We start from the raw sequence: 23,186 nt of genomic DNA on the forward strand, positions 1-23,186 counted from the left end.
TCATCTTTTTTAATAACGAATTTAAGTATAAGCTTTTTCTATACGAAAGTATAGAAAGGAATGATCTATATGAACATTACAACATTCATAGGTAGCTCCAGAGAGGAAAGCAACAGTGAACAACTAGCGGATTTGGTTACGAGGGGGATAAAACATCGTAAAATTTATTTAAAAAACTTATCCATTCAGCCCATTCATGATTTACGCCATGCTGAAGGCGGCTTTCAATTAGTAAGTGATGATTATGACACCATTATAAAAGCTTTCCTAGAAAGTGACCTCATCGTCTTTTCTACTCCAATCTATTGGTATAGTATGTCGGGTATTATGAAAAACATGATTGACCGATTAAGCCAAGCGATACGAGATGAACGATTTCCACAGTTAAAAGAACACTTACAGTCTATAGAGGCAATCGTGATAGCTGTTGGTGGTGATGAACCAAGAATAAAAGGGCTACCTCTCATTCAACAATTTCAATATACTTTTGATTTCCTAAATATGCGTTTTTCAACATATATTTTAGGAGAAGGTAATCAACCGGGTGATATTTTACAAGATCAGCAAGCGTTATATCAAGCCAACCTATTAAATAAACGATTAAAACACTTATAATAGCTACAAGAAAGACAAGTCTAAAATGAACAGTCTTTCTTCAACTATTTGTTAATTTATCAAATTCTTGTGGTGAGAGATAAGAAAAGAAGGAAAAAATCAGAGGTTGGAAAAAGACACGTCCGCCTTTTTCTGCCGGGGCGCAGGGCGTATCCACCCTTTCTCTATCCCTCCTCCTTCCAACCACGCTACCATGTCAAAATATTAACCGTAACTTATATAATTCGTTAAGCATTATAATTAAGGTAAAAAAGAGAGGGATTAAAATAATGATAAGTAAAATATTAGTGGTAGAAGATGATCATGATATCCATAGTCTGCTCATTTCTTGTTCTTCAGAAATTGGCTAGAGAGGTTGGCTTTGTTCAGAGAAGGAGCAATATTGGGCACAAGACTTATTGGCATTATGTGTATGGCTAAGTCAGAAAGTAGCAAGCAATACCTTGACACAGTTATGTAGCTGCCTTGCATCTTCTACAGATGTTCTTATAAGCCTAGAATGGCTGAATCAGAGATTTAACGCTGCAACTGTAGCGTTTCTCCAACGTGTTTTGTCCAATCTTCTTACACAAAATATGAATGCATCTGGTGTGTTGCCTCATCACTATGTTTCTCATAGTTGAATGGATGGCTGCTCAATAAGGTTCTGCTTTTAGCTTAAAGCTGCTACCAGCTATGCTTATCGTATCGCCCGGTGTCGATCCCTGCTTTAGCAAAGCTTTCCTTGTTTATGAAAAAACCGATGTCCAGCAAGGCCGTAAGCAGCTTCAAAAACAAATAGGGCCCCGAAGGCAGTACGGTCTTATAAAGCAAATCCTCTGAAAAGGTAATATGATAGCGAGATTCGGCCACCTTAAACTCGCTGTCTGACAAAGGCGACATGCCAAGGAACAAAGCCTTCTTTCTCATTGTAAATCCAGAAGACAGACGCCTCACCTGACGCGATACGTTCGGTCAACTTTTCCAGCGAGACTTCATAAAATTGTATTTATTTTCCTCTATATTTGCACATATTTATTATACTGGAGTTGCTATATAAATTGCATATGTTGAGAGAGACAAATATTGACTGACCATTAGTGTCAGTTACGTTTGTTTATAATAATAGCGTGGTCGAGAAACATTCGCTGTATCATGATTGGAACTGATATCGGTTAAATGGCTAATATTATAGGAGGTAATTGAATTGAAGTTGTTACAAATCAGACTCTTGGTTACTGATTTTAAGAAAAGTACCCGGTTTTACAAAGATTTATTGGAGCTTCCAGTAAGTTGGTACGAGGAAGAAATGGAATATGCGCTTTTCAATAATGGTGAAACGAAAATTGAACTTTTATCTCGAAAAGTGATGGCTGAAGTGGTTGGAGAAGGAAATACGTCTTTAGAAGGTGAATCTCAATCAAGATTCTTGCTTCAATTTGAAGTAGAGGATGTAGATAAGACTTATAACCGTTTCAGGGAAAATCGAATTGAATTTGTTAATAAACCGCATGATCGTAAGGAATGGCGGGCACGTGTTGCACATTTTCGGGACCCAGATGGGAACCTGATTGAAATATATAAAATGCTGTAATTGATTATACAAATTAAAAGCAAATGGTTCAAATTTATCTTTTCCATCTTTAATGGATAATCTTCAAACTCTATTAGAGATAATTCAAAAAATCTTCTAATAAAACCTTTAATCTTAGTGCTCCACTTTCAATGATGATAGTTTGCCCGATTCTAAATATACCCTAAAATAGAGGTCATCGGGGTACAAATATCATGTCATATATTAGCAACATCTTGTTTCAATTCATTTTCTTTGCGCCATTTTTCTGCGTATGCCTGTAGCACGGAGAAACCTTCCGTTTTTCCACACCCAGGGGGAAAACCAGCCCCCCCTTTTTCTTTTACCATTTAACGTTAATGTTTATATCCCGTCTAAGCGATTCATATATAGAAAAAGACGACTTCCTGTAAGCTAAAAGAAATTGGCTTTAAGGCAAGTGTTACTCTAAATATATTTCTAACTTTTCCTTTATCAAAGGCCATTCTTCCTTGATAATGCTATATATTACGGCATCACGAATCCGGCCATTCGGTAATGTTCTTTCGTTACGTAGAACTCCCTCTTTTCTTGCTCCTAAACGTTCGATTGCTTTTTGCGCCCGTTTATTTTGCTCATCGGTTTTAATTTGAACGCGGATCATTTCTAGTTTCTCAAAAGCATGTTGAAGTAATAAGTATTTACATTCAGTATTTATGCCTGTTCTCTGTACGGATGGAGAATAAAATGTGGATCCTAATTCCAAAGTCCGATGATTAAAAGAAATGTCATATAAGCGTGTACTACCTACAATCTTGTTCGTTTTCTGATCAATGACGATAAAAGGCAGTGCCTTTCCTTTCTTATAATCTTCAATTGCTTCTGTTACGATCTTTTTCATATCCTCAAAACTTTCTAATTTTCTAACCATGTATGTCCATAATTCTGGAGATTCTTGAACAATACAATAGAGAGCTTCAGCATCTTTTTCTTTCATTAATCTTAATTTGACTCGTTGTCCTAGTAGTTCCATTTGTTTCTCCCTCTTTTTGTTAACTGAAATGACATGACTACTTTCAATAGCATTAAGCAAAGTTTTTTACTATAATACATCTGATTTGATAAATCGACAAATTCTTGTGGTGAGAGATAAGAAGGAAGGGCGGTGGGTGGGAGCGGTCGGAAAAAGACACGCTGACCTTTCCTCTGCCGGATCGCAGGGCGCATCCAGCTTCTTCTTTTTTCCGAATTTCCTACTTCCCACCACATTCCCCTGTCAAAATATCAAGTGTAATTTATATAGGACCCAACACAGGACCAAGCCCCATTATCATTCCGAGTGTACCAAGAGCAGCTCCTTTCTTTTCAGGTGTAACGATTATTGTAATGATTGCAACAGCATTAGCTTGTAACATGGCAGCACCGATTCCTTGAATCGTCCGGAATATAATCAATATTAATAATTCCTGAGTCTAATGTGGACAGAAACATGCCGATTCCTGCGATTGTTACTGTAATCGTTCCTATTTTCCGATCACAATTCCTTTCTTTTTTCATTCTGATTCATTCCTCTCCATCTAAAAATCATTTTTTATAAGAAGATTGTAATTCATATACATTTCACGTATCATCGAAATATGGATGCTTATAAAAATATTTCATCGATAGCCGAATTAATTGGTGATCCCGTTCGAACAGCTATTCTAATTGCATTGTCTAATGGTAATGCGTTACCAGCTGGGGAGTTGGCATATATTGCGAAAGTTAAACCCCAAACGGCAAGTGCCCATCTTTCAAAACTTGTGAATGGAGGTCTGCTAACAGTCGAAACACAGGGACGTCATCGCTATTACCGAATTCCAACCAATGATGTTGTACGTGTAATAGAAGCAATGGCTGTCCTCACGCCAAAAATTCAAATTCGATCCCTTCGTGAATCAGACGAATTGAAAGTATTACGATATGCTCGTACATGCTATGATCATCTTGCTGGTCGTCTAGGTGTAGAGTTGACCAGAGTATTTGAAGAGGAAGGTTACATCGAACCCTTAGATCAGGACTATAACATTACAAGTAAAGGGATTAGGAAATTCGAAAATTTAGGAATAGATACAAAAAACTTCAACAGAAACGACGATTTTTTGCCCGGCGATGCCTTGACTGGACAAAACGCGAATACCATCTATCAGGAGCATTAGGAGCAGCCAATACAGAAAAATTGTTTGAACTTGGCTGGATTAAACGTGCTCAACACCATAGGAGTATTCAAATCACAGAGATTGGACAAGCAGGTTTACATAATGAATTTGGACTGGATATAAAGTCAGAATAAACATAATGAGTACTTGAATAAAAAATAAAGCCGATTAATTCCCTAAAGTAGGAAAAATCGGCCTTGTTCGTATGCAAACGCTCTCTTAACATAATAATACAACTTAAAGTGTCACTTTTCAAAACTAGCTAACTCCGGTCTATATTTATATGATAGGAAAGATGGACAGCATCCTTTACACAATGAATTTAAACAAAACCAGTTTATTTTCTTTAATCTAGATAATCATGTTCTTAAAAGATATTTTTCATACGAAATTACTTTATTTTAATCCTATCTCAAGATCATTCCATATATCTTCCACATCTTCAATTCCAACAGAAAGGCGGACAAGCCCATCTAAAATACCAGCTTTCTCTCTTTCTTCTTTAGGTATAATAGCGTGTGTCATGGAAGCTGGATGCTGAATTAATGTACCTACATCCCCAAGTGAAACGGCTAATGTACTCAATTTAACTGAATTCATAAGCTTAACCCCTGCTTCGTAGCCTCTTCGTAAGACAAACGAAATCATTGCACCTGGACCTTTCATCTGTTTTTCCATAATATAATTGTCTTCGAAATTTGATAACCCTGGAAAAAAGACCTGCTCTATAGCTTCATGCTTTTCCAAACGTTCCGCCAAAATCTGTGCGTTATGCTGTGAACGATCCATTCTAATGTGCAATGTACGTATGCCTTGACAAAGAAGCCATGCATCCATGGGAGATAAGTTCGCCCCCATATTCTTCTGTACTTCTTTTCTCATCGGCTCAATAATATCCTTACTACTAATCACTAGACCTCCAATAAGATATCCGTGACCAGACAAATATTTAGTTGCGCTATGTACTACAATATCGATGCCGTGTTGAATAGGATTTTGCAAATATGGAGATAAAAAAGTATTATCAACAATGGTCAAGATTCTTTTTTGCTTAGCAATAGCTGCTATGCTCTCCATATCCACTAGAGACAACATAGGGTTTGAAGGCGTTTCAAAATAAATCGCTTTGGTTTTTGCTGTGATATATGGTTCGACTTCTTCTCCTGTCTTAAACGCCACAAATGTTACATCTACTCCGAATTTTTTGATAGTTTTTGCCAAAAATGCATACGTTGCACCATATAAAGATGTATGTGCAATAATATGATCTCCTGCCTGTAAAATTCCTAAAAGACAACCTGTAATCGCTGCCATACCCGAAGAAAAAGCAAGGCAATCTTCCCCAAACTCTAATGCTGCCATCTTTTCTTCGAGCTCTCGTACATTCGGATTTCCTAAACGTGAATACATAAACCCCGGATCTTCTCCAGCAAAACGCTTTGCTCCTATTTGGGCATTTTCAAATACAAACGTTGAAGTCAAATAAACAGGGGATATATGTGACCCATACCCAGGGTCTTTATTTACTCTTACTAATTTCGAAGCATATTTCATTTTTACATCCCTCCTAAAATTTGTAACATAAATTTTAATGTAAAGCCTCCCTTCTAGCAATCTATATCTTAAATTTTTTAATAATTATTTGGAGTTCTTCTGCCATGTATCAGAAGCATTTTTACTCTTTGCTCTCAAAATCACACCCCATAAGAGGTACAACTTTTGTTTTGTGAACAATTTTATAGCCGATCCAAAGAAGTAAAAAGAAAGGAAGCGCCATATAAGTCATTATTATCTCGACCCAACCAACTTCGCTTTCAGTAAAAATATTTTGTCCGAGAACAAAGATAATAAGAAACAAGAATGTGATGATTGGGCCTAAGGGGAACCATTTGGCTTTGTATGGTAATTTAGCTACATCTCTGCCTTGGGCTACATATGCCTTACGGAAGCGATAATGACTAATCGCAATTCCGAACCACTTAATAAACCCAGTCATTGCCGAAGCTCCCACTAACCACATAAACACGGCACCGTTTCCAAACATAGAGGACAAGAAAGATACCATCCCCACAATTACAGATACCCATAGTGCAGCCATTGGAATTCCACGCGAATTTACCTTAGCAAAGATGCGGGGTGCTTTTCCCTCTCTCGCTAATGCCCAAAGCATACGTGAAGATGCATACATCGCTGTATTTGCTGCCGATAGAACCGACGTCAGAAGCACAGTATTCATGACAGCAGCAGCAAAGGCTAATCCTGCTCTTTCAAAGACAAGGGTAAACGGACTGATCGCAACATTCTGGATACCAGTTTTAAGGAGATTAGGGTCAGTATAAGGAATAAGCAAACCAATGACTAAAATCGTTAACACATAAAAAATAAGAATTCGCCAAAAAATGGTTCGAATTGCCTTGGGCACGCTGTTCGACGGATTACTCGTTTCACCAGCGGCAGTTGCAATCACCTCCGTGCCCTGGAACGCAAACCCTGCAAAGAGTATGACACTAAAGATAGATAGTAATCCGCCATGAAACGGAGCATCCCCCTTGGTAAAATTACTGAAACCAACTGCAGTTCCTCCCATAATGCCAAAAATCATTGCAACACCGACAACCAGAAACACAATAATAGAGACAACTTTAATACCAGCAAACCAGTATTCACTTTCTCCATACCCTTTAACCGATAAAACGTTGAGAAAAAACAATAATCCCAAGAACAATGTGCTCCACAATAGCGGGGATGAGTCTGGAAACCAATATTTCATAACAAGGGTAGCAGCCACCAAATCAGCAGCAATTGTAATTGCATTCGTGTACCAATAGTTCCAACCCAGGGCAAATCCCAAGGCTGGATCAACATACCTTGTAGCATACGTTTCAAACGATCCAGGTTCGGGTAAAAATGATGCCAATTCTCCCAGACTATTCATTACAAAATAGACCATGATACCAACTAGGATAAATGCGACGAGTGCTCCTCCTGGCCCCGCCGTACTGATGGTCGATCCGCTTGACACAAATAATCCGGTTCCAATTGCACCGCCAATGGCCATCATTGTTAAGTGCCTTGACTGCAAACTTCGATGTAATTTTTCTTTCGGCTTGTCCTCATTTAGGACAGTACTTAATTCATATTCTGGCTTGGCCATAGTAAATCCCTCACTTTTTTAGAACTATAATCACAACCCGATTGAACTCTTGTTAATATAACTGAATATTAAGAATTTTATATATATCATTGGTGAGTTACTCTTGCAAAACGTATATTTTAGTTTTACAAGAGTAATTCTGTTAATGGTTTTAACACAGTTTATATTTTTCTAGCTTGCGATATAATGTGGAAAGACTAATCTGCAACTCTAGAGCGATTTGTTCTTTATCATTCCGATATTTTTCAGCTAGAAAGTAACTTTGTATAATATTTTTTTCATATTCTGAAACCATTTGTTCTAAACTTAATCCTTTTTGGTTTACAGGAATATCCTCTTGCTGCAGCAAATAGTCAGGTATATCCTGAAAACTGATTGTTTCTGATTCAGCCATATTTACCATATATTCGATAGCATTTTCTAACTGTCTTATATTTCCTGGCCAATCATATTGTACTAACCACCGCTCCAACATCGGATCAATACGTAAAAAGTTTCGATTCATTATCCGACCATGCTTGCGTAGAAAATAGTTAAGATACAGGCTAATATCATCACGGCGCTCTTTTAACGGTTTCATATAAAGAGGGATAACATTTAAACGATAGTACAAATCTTCGCGAAACGAGCCCTGCTGTACCATTTCCTCCAGATTTTGATGAGTAGCTGCAATTACCCGTACATTGACAGGAATGGCTTTCTTACCGCCAACTCTTTCGATTTCTTTCTCCTGTAAAACTCGTAATAATTTTGATTGTAGAAAAAGCGGCATATCCCCTATTTCATCAAGAAAAATAGTTCCCTTGTTAGCCAATTCAAACTTTCCAATGCTTCCTTCCCGCCTTGATCCGGTAAATGCTCCACCTTCATAACCAAATAACTCACTCTCTAGCAAATTTTCGGGTATAGCCGCACAATTAATAGCAACAAAGGCATGCATTCTGCGCTCGCTTTCATAATGAATTGCTTTGGCTAATAATTCTTTTCCTGTGCCACTTTTTCCCCTAATTAAAACCGTTGATGGACTGTTAACAATTCGTCTTGCTTTTTTAATAACTTCTTGCAATCCCGAATTCCTGCCAATAATACTTTCAAATGACACTCGTTTTGCTGATAGAGGCATATCCTCCTGGATTTTGCAATCCATGTTATTCCCAAAATCTAGTACGACCAACTTATTTTCCAACAGCATGCTCATGTGCTGCAAAAATCGTATCAATTTATCGGAGTTTATAATCATCTTTTCCTTTTGTTCAGGAGAAAAACCAATGATACCAACAACTCCAATAGGCTGCTCTTTTTTTAATATCGGAAAGCCAATAGTAGCAAGTTCTTTACATTGATTCATAAACTTACAGCCCATACATTGGGATTCATTTTTTTTCATATCGTAGATCATTCCAGGTTTTCCTGTCTCCAGAATCATTCTGAAAAACGATCCTTCAGGTGCCGATTTGCCAATCGAATCCCGATAATAACCGGTTCCACCAATACGAATGCCATTTCCATCAAGAACTGTTACATCCAGATCAAGAACTTCTGCAATGTTTTCAGCGTAAGTCTGAATAAACTCTTGTATACGGATGAAGCTTGCCATATTGTCCTCCTCTTTATATAACGAACCTCTAGTTTGCGATATGCTTCTTTGTGCAATTAAATTATATATAGAAGTAACAACTTGGGCTATAGGGAGTCACTTTCTCCCTCCTCCTTATCCAAAATCATTTCTCTTCCTATGCTTTACATAAAGAATGGATAGCCTGTTCCATCTGCTGTAAGCTTTTTTCTAAAATAGAACGCGGGCAAGCGATATTCATTCGCATAAAGCCTTCTCCTTCATCTCCAAAGATATACCCCTCATTCATTGCAACTTTCGCTTTTCGGAGCATAAAGTCATCCAATTCTTTAGAAGAAAGGCCCAATTCTCGACAATCTAGCCATACAAGATACGTTCCCTCTGGTTGAATCACTTTGATTTGCGGAATTTTTTCTCTGAAATAATACGTAAGATAATTTAAATTTTTCTGTAAATAACGAATAAGCTCATCTAACCATTCTTCCCCATGACGGTACACAGCCTCTGATGCCACAACTCCAAATGTGTTGGGTGAGCCAATCGATAAATCATTCACTTCTTTATTGTATCTGTGGCGTAGTTCTTTGTTCGGAATAATAATACTTGATACTTGTAATCCCATTAGATTAAATGTTTTGCTTGGTGCGATGCAAGTAATCGAATGATCAAGGAACTCTTCTGAAATGCGTGCAAATGGTACATGGCTATATTTCTTGTATACAAGATCAAAATGAATTTCGTCCGCAACAACCAGAATGTTATGCTTCATACATATTTGTCCTAGTCTCATCAACTCCCATTCGCTCCATACCCTTCCCACCGGATTATGCGGACTGCAAAGAATTAACATCTTCACCTTCGGATCAATTTTTGCTTCCAAATCATCAAAATCCATCGTATAACGTCCATCCTCTAATTTAAGCGGATTGTTGACAACTTCACGCTCCTGAGCTTGGATGATACGGGAAAAATGATGATATACAGGGGGCTGGATTATGATTTTATCTTCCGGTTGCGTAAATGAACGAATAATCAAAGCTAGTGCTGGAATAACACCTGGACTATGGGCGATCCATTCTTTATTCACAGACCATTGGTGTCTCCTTTTAAGCCAGTCAGTAATCGCTTCAAAATACGAGTCCGGTCTAAGTGTATAACCATACATACCGTGTTCCGCTCTTCGCTTTAACGCTTCCATGACAGACGGCGGAGACTGAAAATCCATATCTGCAACCCACATCGAAATTACATCCTTAACGCCAAAACGATTTTCAAGATCGTCCCATTTTTCGCAAGCAGTATTCAAACGATTAATTTTTTGATCAAAATTGTATTTCATGTGTGACGTCTCCTATCCGTTTTATTATCAATTTTACAGCTACACAATTTATTGTTTTTACATATACTTCCCTGCCTTTCTGTCTATATAATTTAGCAAATGTTATGCCAATCAATATTCCCTTGTAAAACAGCTATGTTTCCACAAATACTTACTATTTAATTCCCAACTTTGAAATAATCATTCTATACAAACCCTTTAATATTGGGTATTAACACATTTGCAATAGTGATAAAAAATTTGAGTTTATGGGAAAACTAAACACATTCTTTTATTGATTTGAAATATTTAATTCCATTGAGTGGTGGTGTGTAAACATGCAACGTAATAAGTCGTTCATCTTTCTCATTTGCCATCGCATGGATGTGCCGTTCTGATATATGGAAAAACTCTTTTTCCCTTGCGCTTGATTTTGAAACAAGCTCTGGTGTTCCTTCCTTATTAATTACATAAGAAAATTCCGTCAATTCCCCTTCAACAACTATACCGCATCCAATCGAATCCCCATGATCGTGAATATCAGTTATTGAATGGTTAGGAAAATGCAACACAATAACTTCAATATCCTTTGAGTGATAGATAACATTTCTGCCATACGATAAACTAGTTGGCTCTGTAATGTAAGGCAAAATATCTTGTACTGTAAAACGAAGACCTTCCATAGCCCTATGTAACTGAATTGCAGAAGGTTTGTTCATTTGTCCAAGCACCTTTTTAATATCCTCCAAAAAATCCATTTTTCCACCACCTATAAAATTAATGGCCCTATATTATTCTGTTTTATTTTCCAACAAATCACTTTCTCTTTGACTCGGGTAGCCCTGCTTTATCCATTCGTCATATCCGCCTAACAAGTTGCGTACGTCCTCCAAACCTTGCGCTTGCAAAATACTTGCTGCAATCGCCGATCTTCCTCCAGCCTTGCAATGGACAAGAATCGGTTTATCAGACGGTATTTCCCGTACTCGTTCATGTAAATATCCGAGCATAATATGTTTTGCTTGTGGAATATGTCCTTCCTCCCATTCGCTTGTACTCCGAACATCAAGCACATACATTTGCCCTGTTCGAACAGCATCATTTACCATAACAGGTGTTACTTCCCTATATACCATTACATGCTTATCAGACTCTTCTGCCTGATTAATGACATTCGGGTCCATTGTCGCAACTACATAATCCAATCCAATGGAACGTAAATCTTGCAAAACATCCCGAACATATTCATCGCTTGCTAGAAGATAAATTGGACGCGTATAATCCAGTAGCCATCCAGCCCAAGTGACAAACGATTTGTTGTATGGGATATTAATTACTCCACGTAAATGTTTTGTGGAAAATTCGCTTGCCGGACGTGTATCCACGACAATCCCCTGTTTCACCCATGTTTGTACTGTAGCTATAGATGGCTCCATACAATGCGGATCTGTAATTTCTTGTAACAGCTGTGTTCCTTCTTTATTTAATCGTTTCATCATTGAAAAGTAAGTTGGTGCCTCAGGCTGACCAGACAGTAATATCTCGGTAAAATGCCTCACATCCTCGCATTGCAATGCCCAATTCGTCATTTTTTCATATCCAACAGTCGATGATGGGATCGCTCCTAAAGCTTTGCCACATGCACTACCTGCTCCATGGCCGGGCCATATCTGTATATAATCCGGTAGCTGTTTAAAACGCTGTAAGGAATGAAACATAGCAATTGCCATTTCTTCAGAAGAACCCTGTACCCCAGCAGCTTTTTCCAGCAAGTCAGGCCGTCCTACATCACCGACAAATACAAAGTCCCCAGTAAATATCCCCATTGGTCCTGTTGCTGACGAACCGCCATTCGTTACTAGCAACGAAATATGCTCTGGCGTATGCCCCGGTGTATGCATGACTTCAAAATTAATGTTACCAATATTAAATGTATCCCCATCTTTTAGAAAACAATGTTTAAACTCAGGTAAGTACTTATATCTCCAATCCGGCCCTCCTTCATCAGACAAATATAACGTTGCCCCGAATTTTGAAGCTATCTCCCGTGCACCGGATAGGAAATCTGCATGGATATGTGTTTCCGTTACACCAACAATTCGAACATGATGTGCTTTGGCTATTTTCTCATAAGATTCAATATTACGAGCCGGATCAATGACAATCGCCTCTCCGGTAGCCTGACATCCCACTAGATAAGAAGCTTGAGCCAATTTGTCATCATAGAAATACTTTAGTAACATAAGTCAACCTCCTCTTCAAGTTTCCAGCTTATTTTGATTGCACACTGATAAAACCACCAGCAAACCTTTACTGTATGCCTAGTTGCAATGTCTCTTACATGAGACCTTTGAGCATGCCATTCCAATACATAATAGGGAGTAAGTTTTTCTTCAGTACATACATACTAAATCTTTCACGAGATTGATCGATAGGGAATGACTCTTGCGGGTTCAATCCATAGTCAAATTCGGCCAATATGAGCTTGCCATACCCGGTAACCAGCGGGCATGATGTGTAACCATCATAGGTATGGACAACTGGCTTTGCCCGCATTAAACATAACAAATTTTTTACAAGTACCGGTGCTTGCTTACGAATCGCAGCACCTGTTTTAGACGTAGGGAGATTGGTACAATCTCCAATTCCAAAAACATTATGAAAACGTTTATGTTGCAGGGTATACTGATCTACTTCAAGCCAACCACTCTCCGCTGCAAGTGGACTCATCTTAATAAAATCAGGAGCGCTCATTGGCGGGACCACATGAATCATATCGTATTGCATAATCACTCTTTCCCTCGTATTTACATTCTCGAAGATCGCCTGTTTATTTCGACTATTGATCTCAATAAGATTATGATTGAATTGTGTTTTAATCTGCTTTCGTTCAATTACTTTGCGTAATGCATGTGCATACTTTTCAACATTGAATATCGTCGCTCCCCCTGAGATAAACGTGACCTCAGACCGAGAACGAACACCTGATTTTCGAAAATAGTCGTCTGCCAAATACATAATCTTCTGGGGAGCTCCCCCACATTTAACCGGTGTGTTCGGATTCGTAAATAGTGCACTCCCCCCTTTAAAACTTTGGATGCTTTCCCATGTACTTTCGACATAATCATAAGAATAATTGCTGCATACCCCGTCCTTACCAATACTCTCTTTCAGTCCTTTTATCTTATTCCAATCGATCTGAATACCTGCGGCGATAATCAGATAGTCATAATACAACTTGTAGCCTGAGTCTGTGATAACAGCATTTTCATCTGGTTGAAATTCGGTGATTGTATCCTGTAGCCATACCGCCCCATCAGGAATAACGGATGCTTCCTCACGTTCTGTACTCTCTCTATTGGCTTCACCAGCACCCACAAGCGTCCACAATGGCTGATAGTAATGCTTCGTCGCGGGATCAATAATGGCCACACTCTCCCTGAGAGCACGCCTTTCACGTAAAAGTCGAGCTGCAACAGTGATTCCTGCACTCCCTCCACCCACAATTACAACTTTGTAACGCGTCTCATGACCCGGCTTTTTCATCTTGAACCATCCTAACTCAATTTAATTAAAAAGCTTCATGTCTGTACGGCTTTAGTCTTGACTTTTTGTCTTCTTTGATATCGTCATTCTCACTGCCATTACGATCATCAGAATCACGAACAAAAATTATAGCTCCTTTATAACGGCTATTGCTTCAACTTCACAGAGTGCTCCTTTTGGCAATTCAACAACAGCGATGCAGGAGCGGGCTGGAACCCCTTCTCTAAAATATTCCTGATATACCGAGTTAAATTTTTGGAAATGATTCATATCTGTAATATAGCAAGTTGTTTTAAGAACATTTGTTATTGAAGAGCCACTAGCTTCTATAACTGCTTTCAAATTTTCCAAAGTTCTACGGGCCTGCACTTCAATATCACCTTCTACCAAATCCCCTGTTTTAGGATCGAGAGGAATTTGACCTGAGGTAAATATCAAGTCCTTCCATTTGGTGCCTTGAGAATAAGGACCGATTGCCCCAGGTGCGAGTTTTGTGTTAATAACTTCTTTCATACGCTCCAAACCTCCACTGTTATATATTTCTATTCCCTATTCACAGGGATAAGAAGCTCTACGATACAGAAGAAACATGCAGTAGCTTCTTACCTAGAAAACACAGCAAATAGCATGCCAATTTATTTTTCCTTGTAAAATAAGCATATGCCCACAATTCTTTATTATTAAATTTCCATTTTTGCAATAATTAATTTAAAAAACCCTTTACTAACTAGTGTTTGCTTATTTGCAATACTAGGGATCATTTTTTCATTTATGCTAAAATCGCCATCATTTTAACAGTGACATGGATTACTACCTCTAAGTCAGCCTTTATTTCGGGCTTAACCATCTCTTTCCCTACGTTAAGCAATTTTTTGCATAGAAAAAGCCGATTTCCTGTACATTCAGGAAAATCGGCTTGTTGTTTCTTATTCACCATAAGGGAACCCATTTGTTGAATAAGGAAATGTTTAAGGATTTTTAATACCATAAATCGCTTGTTCTTCTCCAAACCTTTGTACGGTTTGTATTAATCTCATCCCCAATTTCCCACCACTGAGGAAGCAACTGATATGAAACTTCAGTGCTTGTACCGTCGCGATGAATGTCCAGAGGCAAGTTGAGTAGTTATCGTATTTTTTTCATTCTGAGGGTATTTCTTTTTATTACACCAAGGAAGGAGCCACCCATGCCATTACGAGGCAGCTCCGCGCAAGATGCTTTTCATATAGCTGTTGCAGGCGACAAGGAAGTAAACCGTCTGCATGGTGACATAAATGCCGATAACACTGAATGAATAGAGCCAGCTAGATAACATAAGAAAGTTATCCAATGCTTTCATGGCGACTAACGCGTGAACAATACCGACAATACACGGCACGAAGAAAATAATGCCAACCTGCGTGAAGACGATTCTCCGAATTTCACCTTGGGTCATACCGATTCGGGACAGCGCCTTAAATTGCGCTTGATCCTCCTGTAGTTCCGTAAACAGCTTGAAGTAAATCATGCTTCCTGATGCAATGAAGAACAGCAAGCTGATGAACATACCGATAAACATCGTCAGCGAGATTACTTCCTTAACATTATCATATTGCGTCTTTATATCCTGGTATTGTGCCGCTAGTGCTAACATGTAAATCGCACTCGTAGCCGTTAAAATCACCGCGCTCAAAATGGATACGATAAACAACATCCGGGCGTTATCCTTCATCTTATAGCCAATCTGGGCGAATACGATCATATTCGTACGATTATAGTAGATATCAACACGCTTCTGAATAAACTTCAACAACATTATGCTTAACTGCGTGAACAAAAGATATGTACCGATTATAACTGTAAGTAAGATAAGCAGTACCAAAAGGTCAAAGTACGCTTCGTTTAGCATCAACGCCATACTATAAGCAGCTCCTAAGCACACGACTGCAAGCAGGACAAGCCATCGTGAATAAACAAGCTGCCCCTTCGGCTGTTGTGAAGCCTTAAGTAAATCAAGAATTTCTGTACGTCCCATCCGCAGCGCTATCCAGAGAGAAATGATCGCAAACAACACAAGAAAGCTCCCTGCCGTTAGCCACACCGCTCCCAGTGGAACGGCAAACACCATCGGATCGTTTATATCGAGCAGCACAGCAAGCGCCATAAAGAACAGCTTGCTAAACAAAATACCTAGTCCGATGCCGACCCCAATCGCTAATACCGCAATCGCCATATTTTCATAGATGACAAGTTTACGAAGTTGCATGCGGGTCATCCCAAACAACGAGAACAGGCCGAATTCCTGCTTTCTTGTCTTCAGAAAAGCCGAATTGGAATAAAGCACAAATAGAAACGAGAAAATTACGATAACATATTCACAGAACACCATGCCTTTTCTTACTTTTTCAGCTGCTACAATATGACCACTCATCACATCAGGATGAGCAAGAAAAGCAGCATATATGTAGAAGATCATCACGGAAAATACGCTGCTCATAAAAAACGCGCTGTATGACCGCCAATTGCCCTGGATATTGCTAAGCGCGAGTGAGCGGAATGTCATCGTAATTCCCTCCCAGCACGCTGAGCGCGTCCAATATTTGTTGGAAAAACGCTTGTCGATTCGAGCCGCGCCGTATTTCTGAAAAAAGCTTACCGTCTTTAATGAACACAATGCGCTGGCAATAGCTCGCCGAGAATGGATCGTGTGTCACCATGAGCACAGTCGCCTTCAACCGTTCGTTCATCTCCTTTAGCGTGTCCATCACATCCTTTGCCGCCTTCGAATCAAGGTTACCAGTCAGTTCATCAGCGAGCACTAATGATGGCTCATGAATAAGGGCGCGTGCAATAGCTGCGCGCTGCTTCTGTCCACCGGACACCTCATATGTACGTTTACCCAATAGCTTAGTAATTTGCAGCCATTCGGCAAGCGGATTTAGTCTCTGCTCGATCAGGTGCGGAGCCATCCCTTCCAATACGAGCGGTAAAATAATGTTGTCCTTGATCGACAGCGTGTCGAGCAGGTTGAAATCCTGAAAGACAAAGCCAAGCTCACGTCGCCTAAACAATGCTAGCTTCTTATCACTCAGCTTACTCGGGTTAACACCATTAATTTCGATCTGGCCAGACGTAGGACGATCAATTGTCGCCAGCAGATTAAGCAGCGTCGTCTTCCCGCTTCCCGATGGTCCCATAATACCGACAAATTCGCCAGCCTCTACGTGCAAGTTAATATCTTCTAATGCCTGATAGACGACACTTCCTTTAGAACTGTATAGCTTGCCGAGCCCTTGTGCTCTAAGTACACTCATTGGTTCCTCCTGATTCAGTTTGTATATGCTTCACTAACGTTAGTATAGCGGGAAGGGGACACCGAACCGATCGATTTTCCTTTCAAAATCATGCTGCACACCTTACAATGTTGTCACTGAGTGCTTGTCTTCTGCTGCCTTGCTACCGAGCATATGAATGCCACTCGGTTCAAAAGTGACGGTAAACGTCGTTCCAACGCCCAAATCGGACGCTGCAGAAAGACCGTGACCGAGCCGATTGCATACCTGTTTCGCCAGATATAACCCCATTCCTGTCGATTCCCCTGCAGTGCGACCATTCTCTCCGGTGAAAAACGGCTCAAATATTCTCGACATATCGTGCGGCGCTATTCCTGCTCCCTCATCTGTTACGCTCAGCTTGCTGCCTCCGTTCATATTCGATTCTAAGTGGAAAACAAGCTTCTTCTCACCCGGCTTGCTCTTACTGTATTTGATCGCATTACTAACGAATTGATTCAACACGACTGTCATCCACTTCTCATCCGTTTCCACCCACGCCTCACCATTAATCTGCGGAAATATGGAATGACGGATACACAAACGTTTATGCGCATTCATAACGGTACGAATCAATTCATGGAGTGGAATTTTTTTGAGGTGAAGATCAATTTCAAACTTTTCAAGGCGTGCTGTGTATAGCATCATTTCTAGGCCCCTTTTCATCCGCTCTGCTTCTTCCTGCATGCTGACAACAAGCTGCTTCTGTCCCTCCTTTGTAGAAGGCATCTCCTGCAAAGCTTCCTGTGCGAGCAAATCGATAACCGATACAGGTGTCTTCATATGATGAACCCATTGCAATACAAAATGATTGTGCAGCTCCTGTTGACGACGATATTTTCCAAGTTCATTCAAATAAGCGTTATGCTGCTTCTCCAACAAGTGAGCGACAAGCCGCTGCTCTCTCGTTACCATAGACTGCACGATAGCTACGGCCTGTAACTCATCAACTCGTTCAATCGCATTCCCAATTTGCTTGTAATAAGCTTTTTGACGAATATAGTCAACAATCAGCCACAATACAATGAAAAATAGAGCAAGTACCACAAAATAATAAATCGTTCCTGTATCAATTACACCAGGATAACGCTTCTTCTCCAGCAGCATAAATCCAACACCAAGTCCAACAATAAGCACACATAATAACACATAAAGTAGCCGATCACGAAAAAATAAAGTTACCGATAGTCCTTTCATTAACTTGGTTCCTCTCGCCCATCATCGAGGATCAGCTTATAGCCTTGGCCACGAACCGTCTCAATCGCCTTCGGCAGCCCGAGTTCCTCCAACTTCTTTCGAAGCCTCGTCACATTAACAGTTAACGTATTGTTATCGACAAACTGTACATCATCCCATAATGCCTCTAGAAGCTGATCGCGTGAGACGACTTGCCCGAGCTGCTGCATGAAGCATTTAGCCAATAAATGTTCGTTTTTCGTCAACTCAACCTTTTGCTTCTGCCACACCAGCTCATTACGGCTAAGATTCAACCGTAAGCCTTGCACATTCAACTCAGTCTCAGGAATGGTAAGGCCTGTCGCAGCGGCGTATTCACCATAAACTCTTCTTAGTATACCTTTAACCTTGGCCATTAAGAGATCCAAATGAATGGGTTTCGTAATATAATCATCGCCGCCGTTCTCAATGGCCATTACCTGATCCATCTCACCCTCTCGAGCAGATATGAAGATGATCGGCATACTCGATCGCGCACGGATTTGCCTACACCAATAATAGCCGTCGAAATACGGCAGGTTAATATCAAGCAGTACCAGATGCGGCGCATACGCCTCTAGCTCTGGTATCATTTCACGAAATTGCGATGCACACAAGGCTTCAAATCCGTATTTTTCCATACTTCTTTTCAGAACAGCTCCTATTTTATCATCGTCTTCCACAATAAAAATGCGATACATATATTCCTCCTAAAAGTTTTTCTACGCTAAACTTAGAATGTAGAGAAACCTACAATTTTTTTCTGCACTCTTTTTTATATTGTAGAGAAAAACTATTCTTTGAAAAAGAACCACTAGATGGTTGGGAATTTTTTCTCCTTCATCAAGGGAAAACTCCGATTTTCATACTTTTTTCTCGCTAAATAAAAGCAGGCGTGGAAAACCGTGAGGTTTCTCCACACCCTGAATCACTCCGGAGAGTGACGCACAATAATTGAATCGATGTACTTGAAACAAACAGACAATCAACTATACGGCTTTTTAGCAATCAAAGTATCAGACGACTTTGGTGTTTTCGGAAAAAAACCAGCGATTAATAACGCTACAAGCCAAGCCATTATGAGAAGAAAGTTTATTTTATTGCCTAAATTTAAACTTAGAACGCTCCATACATAGGAAGTACAGAACAAGGTCGTACCGGTAAGCAAGAGCAAGAAAGTTCTGATCCCTGCCCTGACATAAGGCTTCTTCTTATGTTTGGTAATGAAGACTCTCCTACCGCTGCTCAGTCTGACCGCAAACAGCAGCAAGTATACTCCAAGCGCGGCTCCAATGACGACAGATATCACTGAGTTGTGTTTTCTCTGTTCGGCAATAGAGAAATGCCCTTCAGGCAACGTTCCGGTTTCATATTCAATCCAAGCATGATAGATATCCTGTCTTAGTTCTATACCGTTCTCGCTATTTGTAAGAATGACCAATCCATCCTTTGTGTCCGGAATCAAACCATAAAAAGAATGCCAGCCCCGATTATCACCGGAGTGATAAATCAATGTATGTTGATTAGACAACTTTTTCACAAATACACCCAAACCATTCTCAGATAATACTGGCTTTTGCATCTCCTCTACGCGTTTACTTGTGATGACACCATGTCCTTTGCTTTCACTGTTGCTTACCTCCATACTTGCCAGTATCAATGTCATCATATCGGTTGTATTCGTTTTGAGACCCGCAGCGGCCTGTTCGGAAAATTGGTAATTCGGAAGCTCTTGTCCAAAATATCCATAGGCTTTGGAAAGATTGGAATCTGTGGGCTCCTGTCGAAACGAACTAGATTTCATTCCGAGCGGTTTCATAATTTGTTCCTTCATATAACGGTCAAATGGCATTCCGGTCACCTCTTCGATAACGAGCTGCAGCATGGTATATCCACCTCCAGAATACACCGCTTCTGCCCCCGGCTTCCCGGTAATCTTTACTGGTTCATTGAACCATCCTTTTCCGGACAGAGACTCCTCGATAGGGCGAAGTCTTTTCCCGGGCGCTACGCCGAGATATCCTTTATGCGGAGATAACCCCGCAGTATGGCTTAACAGCCTCCTTATTGTGACTTCATCATGATTGAACCCTGAGGCGGGTAATTGCCAGCGTGTCAAAAACTTTCCGACAGGATCATCGAGTGATAAAAGTCCTTCATCTGCAAGGTGCAGGATCCCCCACGCAGTAAGGCTCTTGGATATGGAAGCAGCCTGAAACAAGGTATTGTCACTCAGCGGTATCTTTTTCTTTTTATCCGCATAACCGTAGTTGAGCGTATAGGCGATACGCCCCTCATGAACAATGCCTAGCGCAACCCCTGGCACACCATAGTTCTCCTGCCATTTCGGCACTTGTTCATCCATCTTTTGCTTGAAATCCTCTATATTCCTGCTGGATGACTTGACTGGGTTAGCCGGATTGCCCGGTTCTGCAATCGCAGCCCTCGCAAACAGCAACTCATTCACGATCCCTATTAAAATAACCAAACATACGATGCTTTTGAAAATCGCTGCTGCTCTCTGTCTACTCTCCATCTGTTCCACTCCTATTTGTTCAACTATTTGCTTGTATGATTTAAGAGTATCTCATTCAAAGCTCCTGTTCGATCGATCTTCCTTTCATAATGCAACGATCTTCCTTACAATGTTGTCACAAATCTGCGCAGATCAGATGTATATATAAATAAAAGCCTGACATATAAAAAAGCATGGGCATAAACCCATGCTCTCCTAGTTTTTTATAAAATAGTAGTGTCGAATTGATATAACTATTACACCATTATTTTGCAAATATCATTTGTAAACTCTACCGGATCATTGATTGGTAATCCTTCAATTAGAAGTGCTTGATTGTACAATAAATTTGTATATAAATTTAATTTCTCTTTATCTTTTTCAAAAGCATCTTTTAATGATTTGAATACCTCATGATTTATATTAATTTCTAAAACTTTTTCAGCTTTTATATTTTGATTACCCGGCATTGTTTTTAGGATTTTTTCCATTTCTATTGTTACTTCGCCATCAGTAGATAAACATACAGGATGGTTCTTTAGTCTTTTTGAAATCCTTACATCTTTTACTTTGTCTGATAATATATTTTTCATATAGTCAAAGAGGTCTTTGTTTTCATTCTCTTCTGAATCAGTATTATTTTGGCTTTCTTCTGCTTCAATACCTAAGTCACCACTTGATACAGACTTGAATTCTTTCTCTTTATATGTCATTAACATTTTTACTGCGAACTCATCTATATCTTCAGTGAAATATAAAATTTCATATCCTTTTTCTAATACTAACTCTGTCTGTGGCAATTTTTCAATTCTTTCATATGTTTCTCCAGAAGCGTAATAAATATATTTTTGATCTTCAGGCATTCTTGAGACATATTCATCTAAGGTTACCAGCTTCTTCTCTTTGGATGAATAGAACATCAATAACTCCTGCAATACTTCTTTATTACTTCCAAAATCACTATAAACTCCATACTTTAACTGTCTACCGAAGGATTTATAAAATTTTTCATACTTATCCCTATCATCTTTCAATAAGCTTTGCAATTGGCTTGTTATTTTAGTCTTGATGTTTTTGGCAATTAGCTTCAACTGCTTATCATGTTGTAAAATTTCCCTGGATATATTAAGAGACAAATCTTCTGAATCAACCATGCCTTTGACAAAGCTAAAATAGTCAGGAAGCAAGTCTGAGCATTTGTTCATGATCAATACACCATTTGAGTATAGCTCTAATCCTTTTTCATACTCTTTTGTATAATAGTCAAAAGGTATGTTCTCCGGGATAAATAAAATTGCATTATATCTCACAGCACCATCCACACTAATATGGATATGCTTTATAGGCTTGTCAAAACCGTAATGTTTTTCCATGTAAAAATTCTCGTAATCTTCAGGAGTAAGCTCACTTTTATTCTTTCTCCAAATCGGAACCATGCTGTTTATAATCTGTTCTTCACAGTAATCCTCAAATTCGTTCTCGCTACCTTCTTTAAGTCTTTTTTCCGTAACATCCATTTTTATTGGGTATCGAATAAAATCAGAGTATTTTTTGATAATCGCTTTTAGTCGATACTCTTCCAGGTACTCGTCATAACTTTCGTCTTCTGTATTCTCTTTTATTTTCAAAACAATCTCTGTACCCACTGAATCTTTCTCACATGGAACAATCGTGTATCCATCAGCACCCGCAGATTCCCACTTATAAGCATCGTCGTTCCCTAATGCCTTGCTAATTACAGTGACAACATCAGCTACCATAAAAGCTGAATAAAATCCAACCCCGAATTGACCGATAATATCATGTCCATCTTTCAATTCATTTTCATCTTTAAATGCTAAAGACCCACTCTTAGCAATAACTCCAAGGTTATTTTCAAGTTCTTCTTTTGTCATTCCAATACCAGTATCCGAGATTTTCAATATTCTATTTTCCTTGTCAACAGCCACCTTTATATAGTAACTGTCTTTATCAAAATTTAAACTGTCATCAGTTAATGCTTTGTAATATATTTTGTCAATTGCATCACTAGAATTAGAAATTAACTCTCTTAAAAATATCTCTCGCTGAGAATAAATTGAGTTAATCATCATATCTAATAACCTTTTAGATTCTGCTTTAAATTGTTGTTTTACCATTAAAATCTCTCCTTTCAATATAAAAACTACTTCGACATACTATTGACGTGATAGTTATAATTGTATAGA

General features: G+C 39.2%; 22 protein-coding genes and 1 pseudogene. 4 read left to right on the plus strand and 19 right to left on the minus strand.

The window, feature by feature from the left end; translation table 11 throughout:
- The first annotated feature begins 69 nt into the window (after positions 1 to 69).
- On the plus strand, positions 70 to 615 hold the full coding sequence (locus tag AF333_RS22580) for a flavodoxin family protein (RefSeq protein WP_043069070.1): 546 nt from the start codon (positions 70 to 72) through the stop codon (positions 613 to 615).
- A gap of 333 nt (positions 616 to 948) precedes the next feature.
- A pseudogene (locus tag AF333_RS36215) lies at positions 949 to 1,217 on the plus strand (IS4 family transposase); the annotation flags it as partial.
- A gap of 64 nt (positions 1,218 to 1,281) precedes the next feature.
- On the opposite strand, the gene AF333_RS22585 reads toward AF333_RS36215, so the two are convergent.
- Positions 1,282 to 1,524 carry a hypothetical protein gene (locus AF333_RS22585; protein WP_043069071.1) on the minus strand — a complete coding sequence of 81 codons (243 nt, stop codon included), beginning with the start codon at positions 1,522 to 1,524 and terminating at the stop codon, positions 1,282 to 1,284.
- A 277-nt stretch (positions 1,525 to 1,801) separates the two neighbouring features.
- Between AF333_RS22585 and AF333_RS22590 the strand changes: the two genes are divergently transcribed.
- Positions 1,802 to 2,188 carry a VOC family protein gene (locus AF333_RS22590; protein WP_043069072.1) on the plus strand — a complete coding sequence of 129 codons (387 nt, stop codon included), beginning with the start codon at positions 1,802 to 1,804 and terminating at the stop codon, positions 2,186 to 2,188.
- A 197-nt stretch (positions 2,189 to 2,385) separates the two neighbouring features.
- Here the strand turns inward: AF333_RS22590 and AF333_RS36975 are convergent, their stop codons facing one another.
- The 3 genes from AF333_RS36975 to AF333_RS37705 form a co-directional block, all read right to left on the minus strand.
- On the minus strand, positions 2,386 to 2,517 hold the full coding sequence (locus AF333_RS36975; protein WP_268753637.1) for a hypothetical protein: 132 nt from the start codon (positions 2,515 to 2,517) through the stop codon (positions 2,386 to 2,388).
- Between the two features lie 92 nt (positions 2,518 to 2,609).
- On the minus strand, positions 2,610 to 3,179 hold the full coding sequence (locus AF333_RS22595; RefSeq protein WP_043069073.1) for a GNAT family N-acetyltransferase: 570 nt from the start codon (positions 3,177 to 3,179) through the stop codon (positions 2,610 to 2,612).
- Between the two features lie 262 nt (positions 3,180 to 3,441).
- Positions 3,442 to 3,600: an MFS transporter gene (locus tag AF333_RS37705; protein ID WP_407638659.1), complete on the minus strand. Its 159-nt coding sequence runs from the start codon at positions 3,598 to 3,600 to the stop codon at positions 3,442 to 3,444.
- Positions 3,601 to 3,783: 183 nt separating this feature from the next.
- On the opposite strand from AF333_RS37705, the gene AF333_RS22600 reads away from it, so the two are divergent.
- Complete coding sequence (locus AF333_RS22600) at positions 3,784 to 4,344, plus strand: ArsR/SmtB family transcription factor (protein WP_052812424.1); 561 nt, start codon at positions 3,784 to 3,786, stop codon at positions 4,342 to 4,344.
- 396 nt (positions 4,345 to 4,740) lie between these two features.
- On the opposite strand, the gene AF333_RS22605 is transcribed toward AF333_RS22600, so the two are convergent.
- From AF333_RS22605 to htpG, 15 genes are all read right to left on the minus strand, one after another.
- Complete coding sequence (locus tag AF333_RS22605; protein WP_043069074.1) at positions 4,741 to 5,898, minus strand: trans-sulfuration enzyme family protein; 1,158 nt, start codon at positions 5,896 to 5,898, stop codon at positions 4,741 to 4,743.
- 121 nt (positions 5,899 to 6,019) lie between these two features.
- Positions 6,020 to 7,498 carry an amino acid permease gene (locus tag AF333_RS22610; RefSeq protein ID WP_043069075.1) on the minus strand — a complete coding sequence of 493 codons (1,479 nt, stop codon included), beginning with the start codon at positions 7,496 to 7,498 and terminating at the stop codon, positions 6,020 to 6,022.
- Positions 7,499 to 7,649: 151 nt separating this feature from the next.
- A complete protein-coding gene (locus AF333_RS22615) occupies positions 7,650 to 9,095 on the minus strand; it encodes a sigma-54 interaction domain-containing protein (protein WP_043069076.1) in 1,446 nt (481 codons plus the stop codon).
- Between the two features lie 136 nt (positions 9,096 to 9,231).
- On the minus strand, positions 9,232 to 10,413 hold the full coding sequence (locus AF333_RS22620; RefSeq protein ID WP_043069077.1) for a MalY/PatB family protein: 1,182 nt from the start codon (positions 10,411 to 10,413) through the stop codon (positions 9,232 to 9,234).
- A gap of 257 nt (positions 10,414 to 10,670) precedes the next feature.
- The gene (locus AF333_RS22625) at positions 10,671 to 11,150 is read right to left on the minus strand and encodes a cysteine dioxygenase (protein WP_052812425.1); all 480 of its coding nucleotides are present in this window, start codon (positions 11,148 to 11,150) and stop codon (positions 10,671 to 10,673) included.
- Positions 11,151 to 11,183: 33 nt separating this feature from the next.
- Positions 11,184 to 12,635: an MBL fold metallo-hydrolase gene (locus tag AF333_RS22630; protein ID WP_043069078.1), complete on the minus strand. Its 1,452-nt coding sequence runs from the start codon at positions 12,633 to 12,635 to the stop codon at positions 11,184 to 11,186.
- Positions 12,636 to 12,729: 94 nt separating this feature from the next.
- The gene (locus AF333_RS22635; protein ID WP_043069079.1) at positions 12,730 to 13,938 is read right to left on the minus strand and encodes an NAD(P)/FAD-dependent oxidoreductase; all 1,209 of its coding nucleotides are present in this window, start codon (positions 13,936 to 13,938) and stop codon (positions 12,730 to 12,732) included.
- Positions 13,939 to 14,064: 126 nt separating this feature from the next.
- Positions 14,065 to 14,451, minus strand: coding sequence for a RidA family protein (locus AF333_RS22640; RefSeq protein WP_043069080.1), 387 nt, complete (start codon positions 14,449 to 14,451; stop codon positions 14,065 to 14,067).
- A 256-nt stretch (positions 14,452 to 14,707) separates the two neighbouring features.
- On the minus strand, positions 14,708 to 14,926 hold the full coding sequence (locus AF333_RS22645) for a hypothetical protein (protein ID WP_043069081.1): 219 nt from the start codon (positions 14,924 to 14,926) through the stop codon (positions 14,708 to 14,710).
- 204 nt (positions 14,927 to 15,130) lie between these two features.
- Positions 15,131 to 16,480, minus strand: coding sequence for an FtsX-like permease family protein (locus AF333_RS22650; protein ID WP_043069082.1), 1,350 nt, complete (start codon positions 16,478 to 16,480; stop codon positions 15,131 to 15,133).
- A complete protein-coding gene (locus AF333_RS22655) occupies positions 16,455 to 17,231 on the minus strand; it encodes an ABC transporter ATP-binding protein (RefSeq protein ID WP_043069083.1) in 777 nt (258 codons plus the stop codon). Before AF333_RS22655 ends, AF333_RS22650 begins: the two co-directional genes overlap by 26 nt.
- 102 nt (positions 17,232 to 17,333) lie before the next feature.
- Entirely contained in the window at positions 17,334 to 18,446 is a 1,113-nt protein-coding gene (locus AF333_RS22660) for a sensor histidine kinase (RefSeq protein ID WP_043069084.1), read from the minus strand.
- Positions 18,446 to 19,165: a response regulator transcription factor gene (locus AF333_RS22665; RefSeq protein WP_043069085.1), complete on the minus strand. Its 720-nt coding sequence runs from the start codon at positions 19,163 to 19,165 to the stop codon at positions 18,446 to 18,448. Before AF333_RS22665 ends, AF333_RS22660 begins: the two co-directional genes overlap by 1 nt.
- A 284-nt stretch (positions 19,166 to 19,449) precedes the next feature.
- On the minus strand, positions 19,450 to 21,000 hold the full coding sequence (locus AF333_RS22670) for a serine hydrolase domain-containing protein (RefSeq protein WP_043069086.1): 1,551 nt from the start codon (positions 20,998 to 21,000) through the stop codon (positions 19,450 to 19,452).
- A gap of 236 nt (positions 21,001 to 21,236) precedes the next feature.
- On the minus strand, positions 21,237 to 23,117 hold the full coding sequence (htpG, locus tag AF333_RS22675; RefSeq protein WP_043069087.1) for a molecular chaperone HtpG: 1,881 nt from the start codon (positions 23,115 to 23,117) through the stop codon (positions 21,237 to 21,239).
- Between the last annotated feature and the right edge of the window lie 69 nt (positions 23,118 to 23,186).

The sequence above is a fragment of the Aneurinibacillus migulanus genome (assembly GCF_001274715.1).
Classification (GTDB): Bacteria; Bacillota; Bacilli; order Aneurinibacillales; family Aneurinibacillaceae; genus Aneurinibacillus; species Aneurinibacillus migulanus.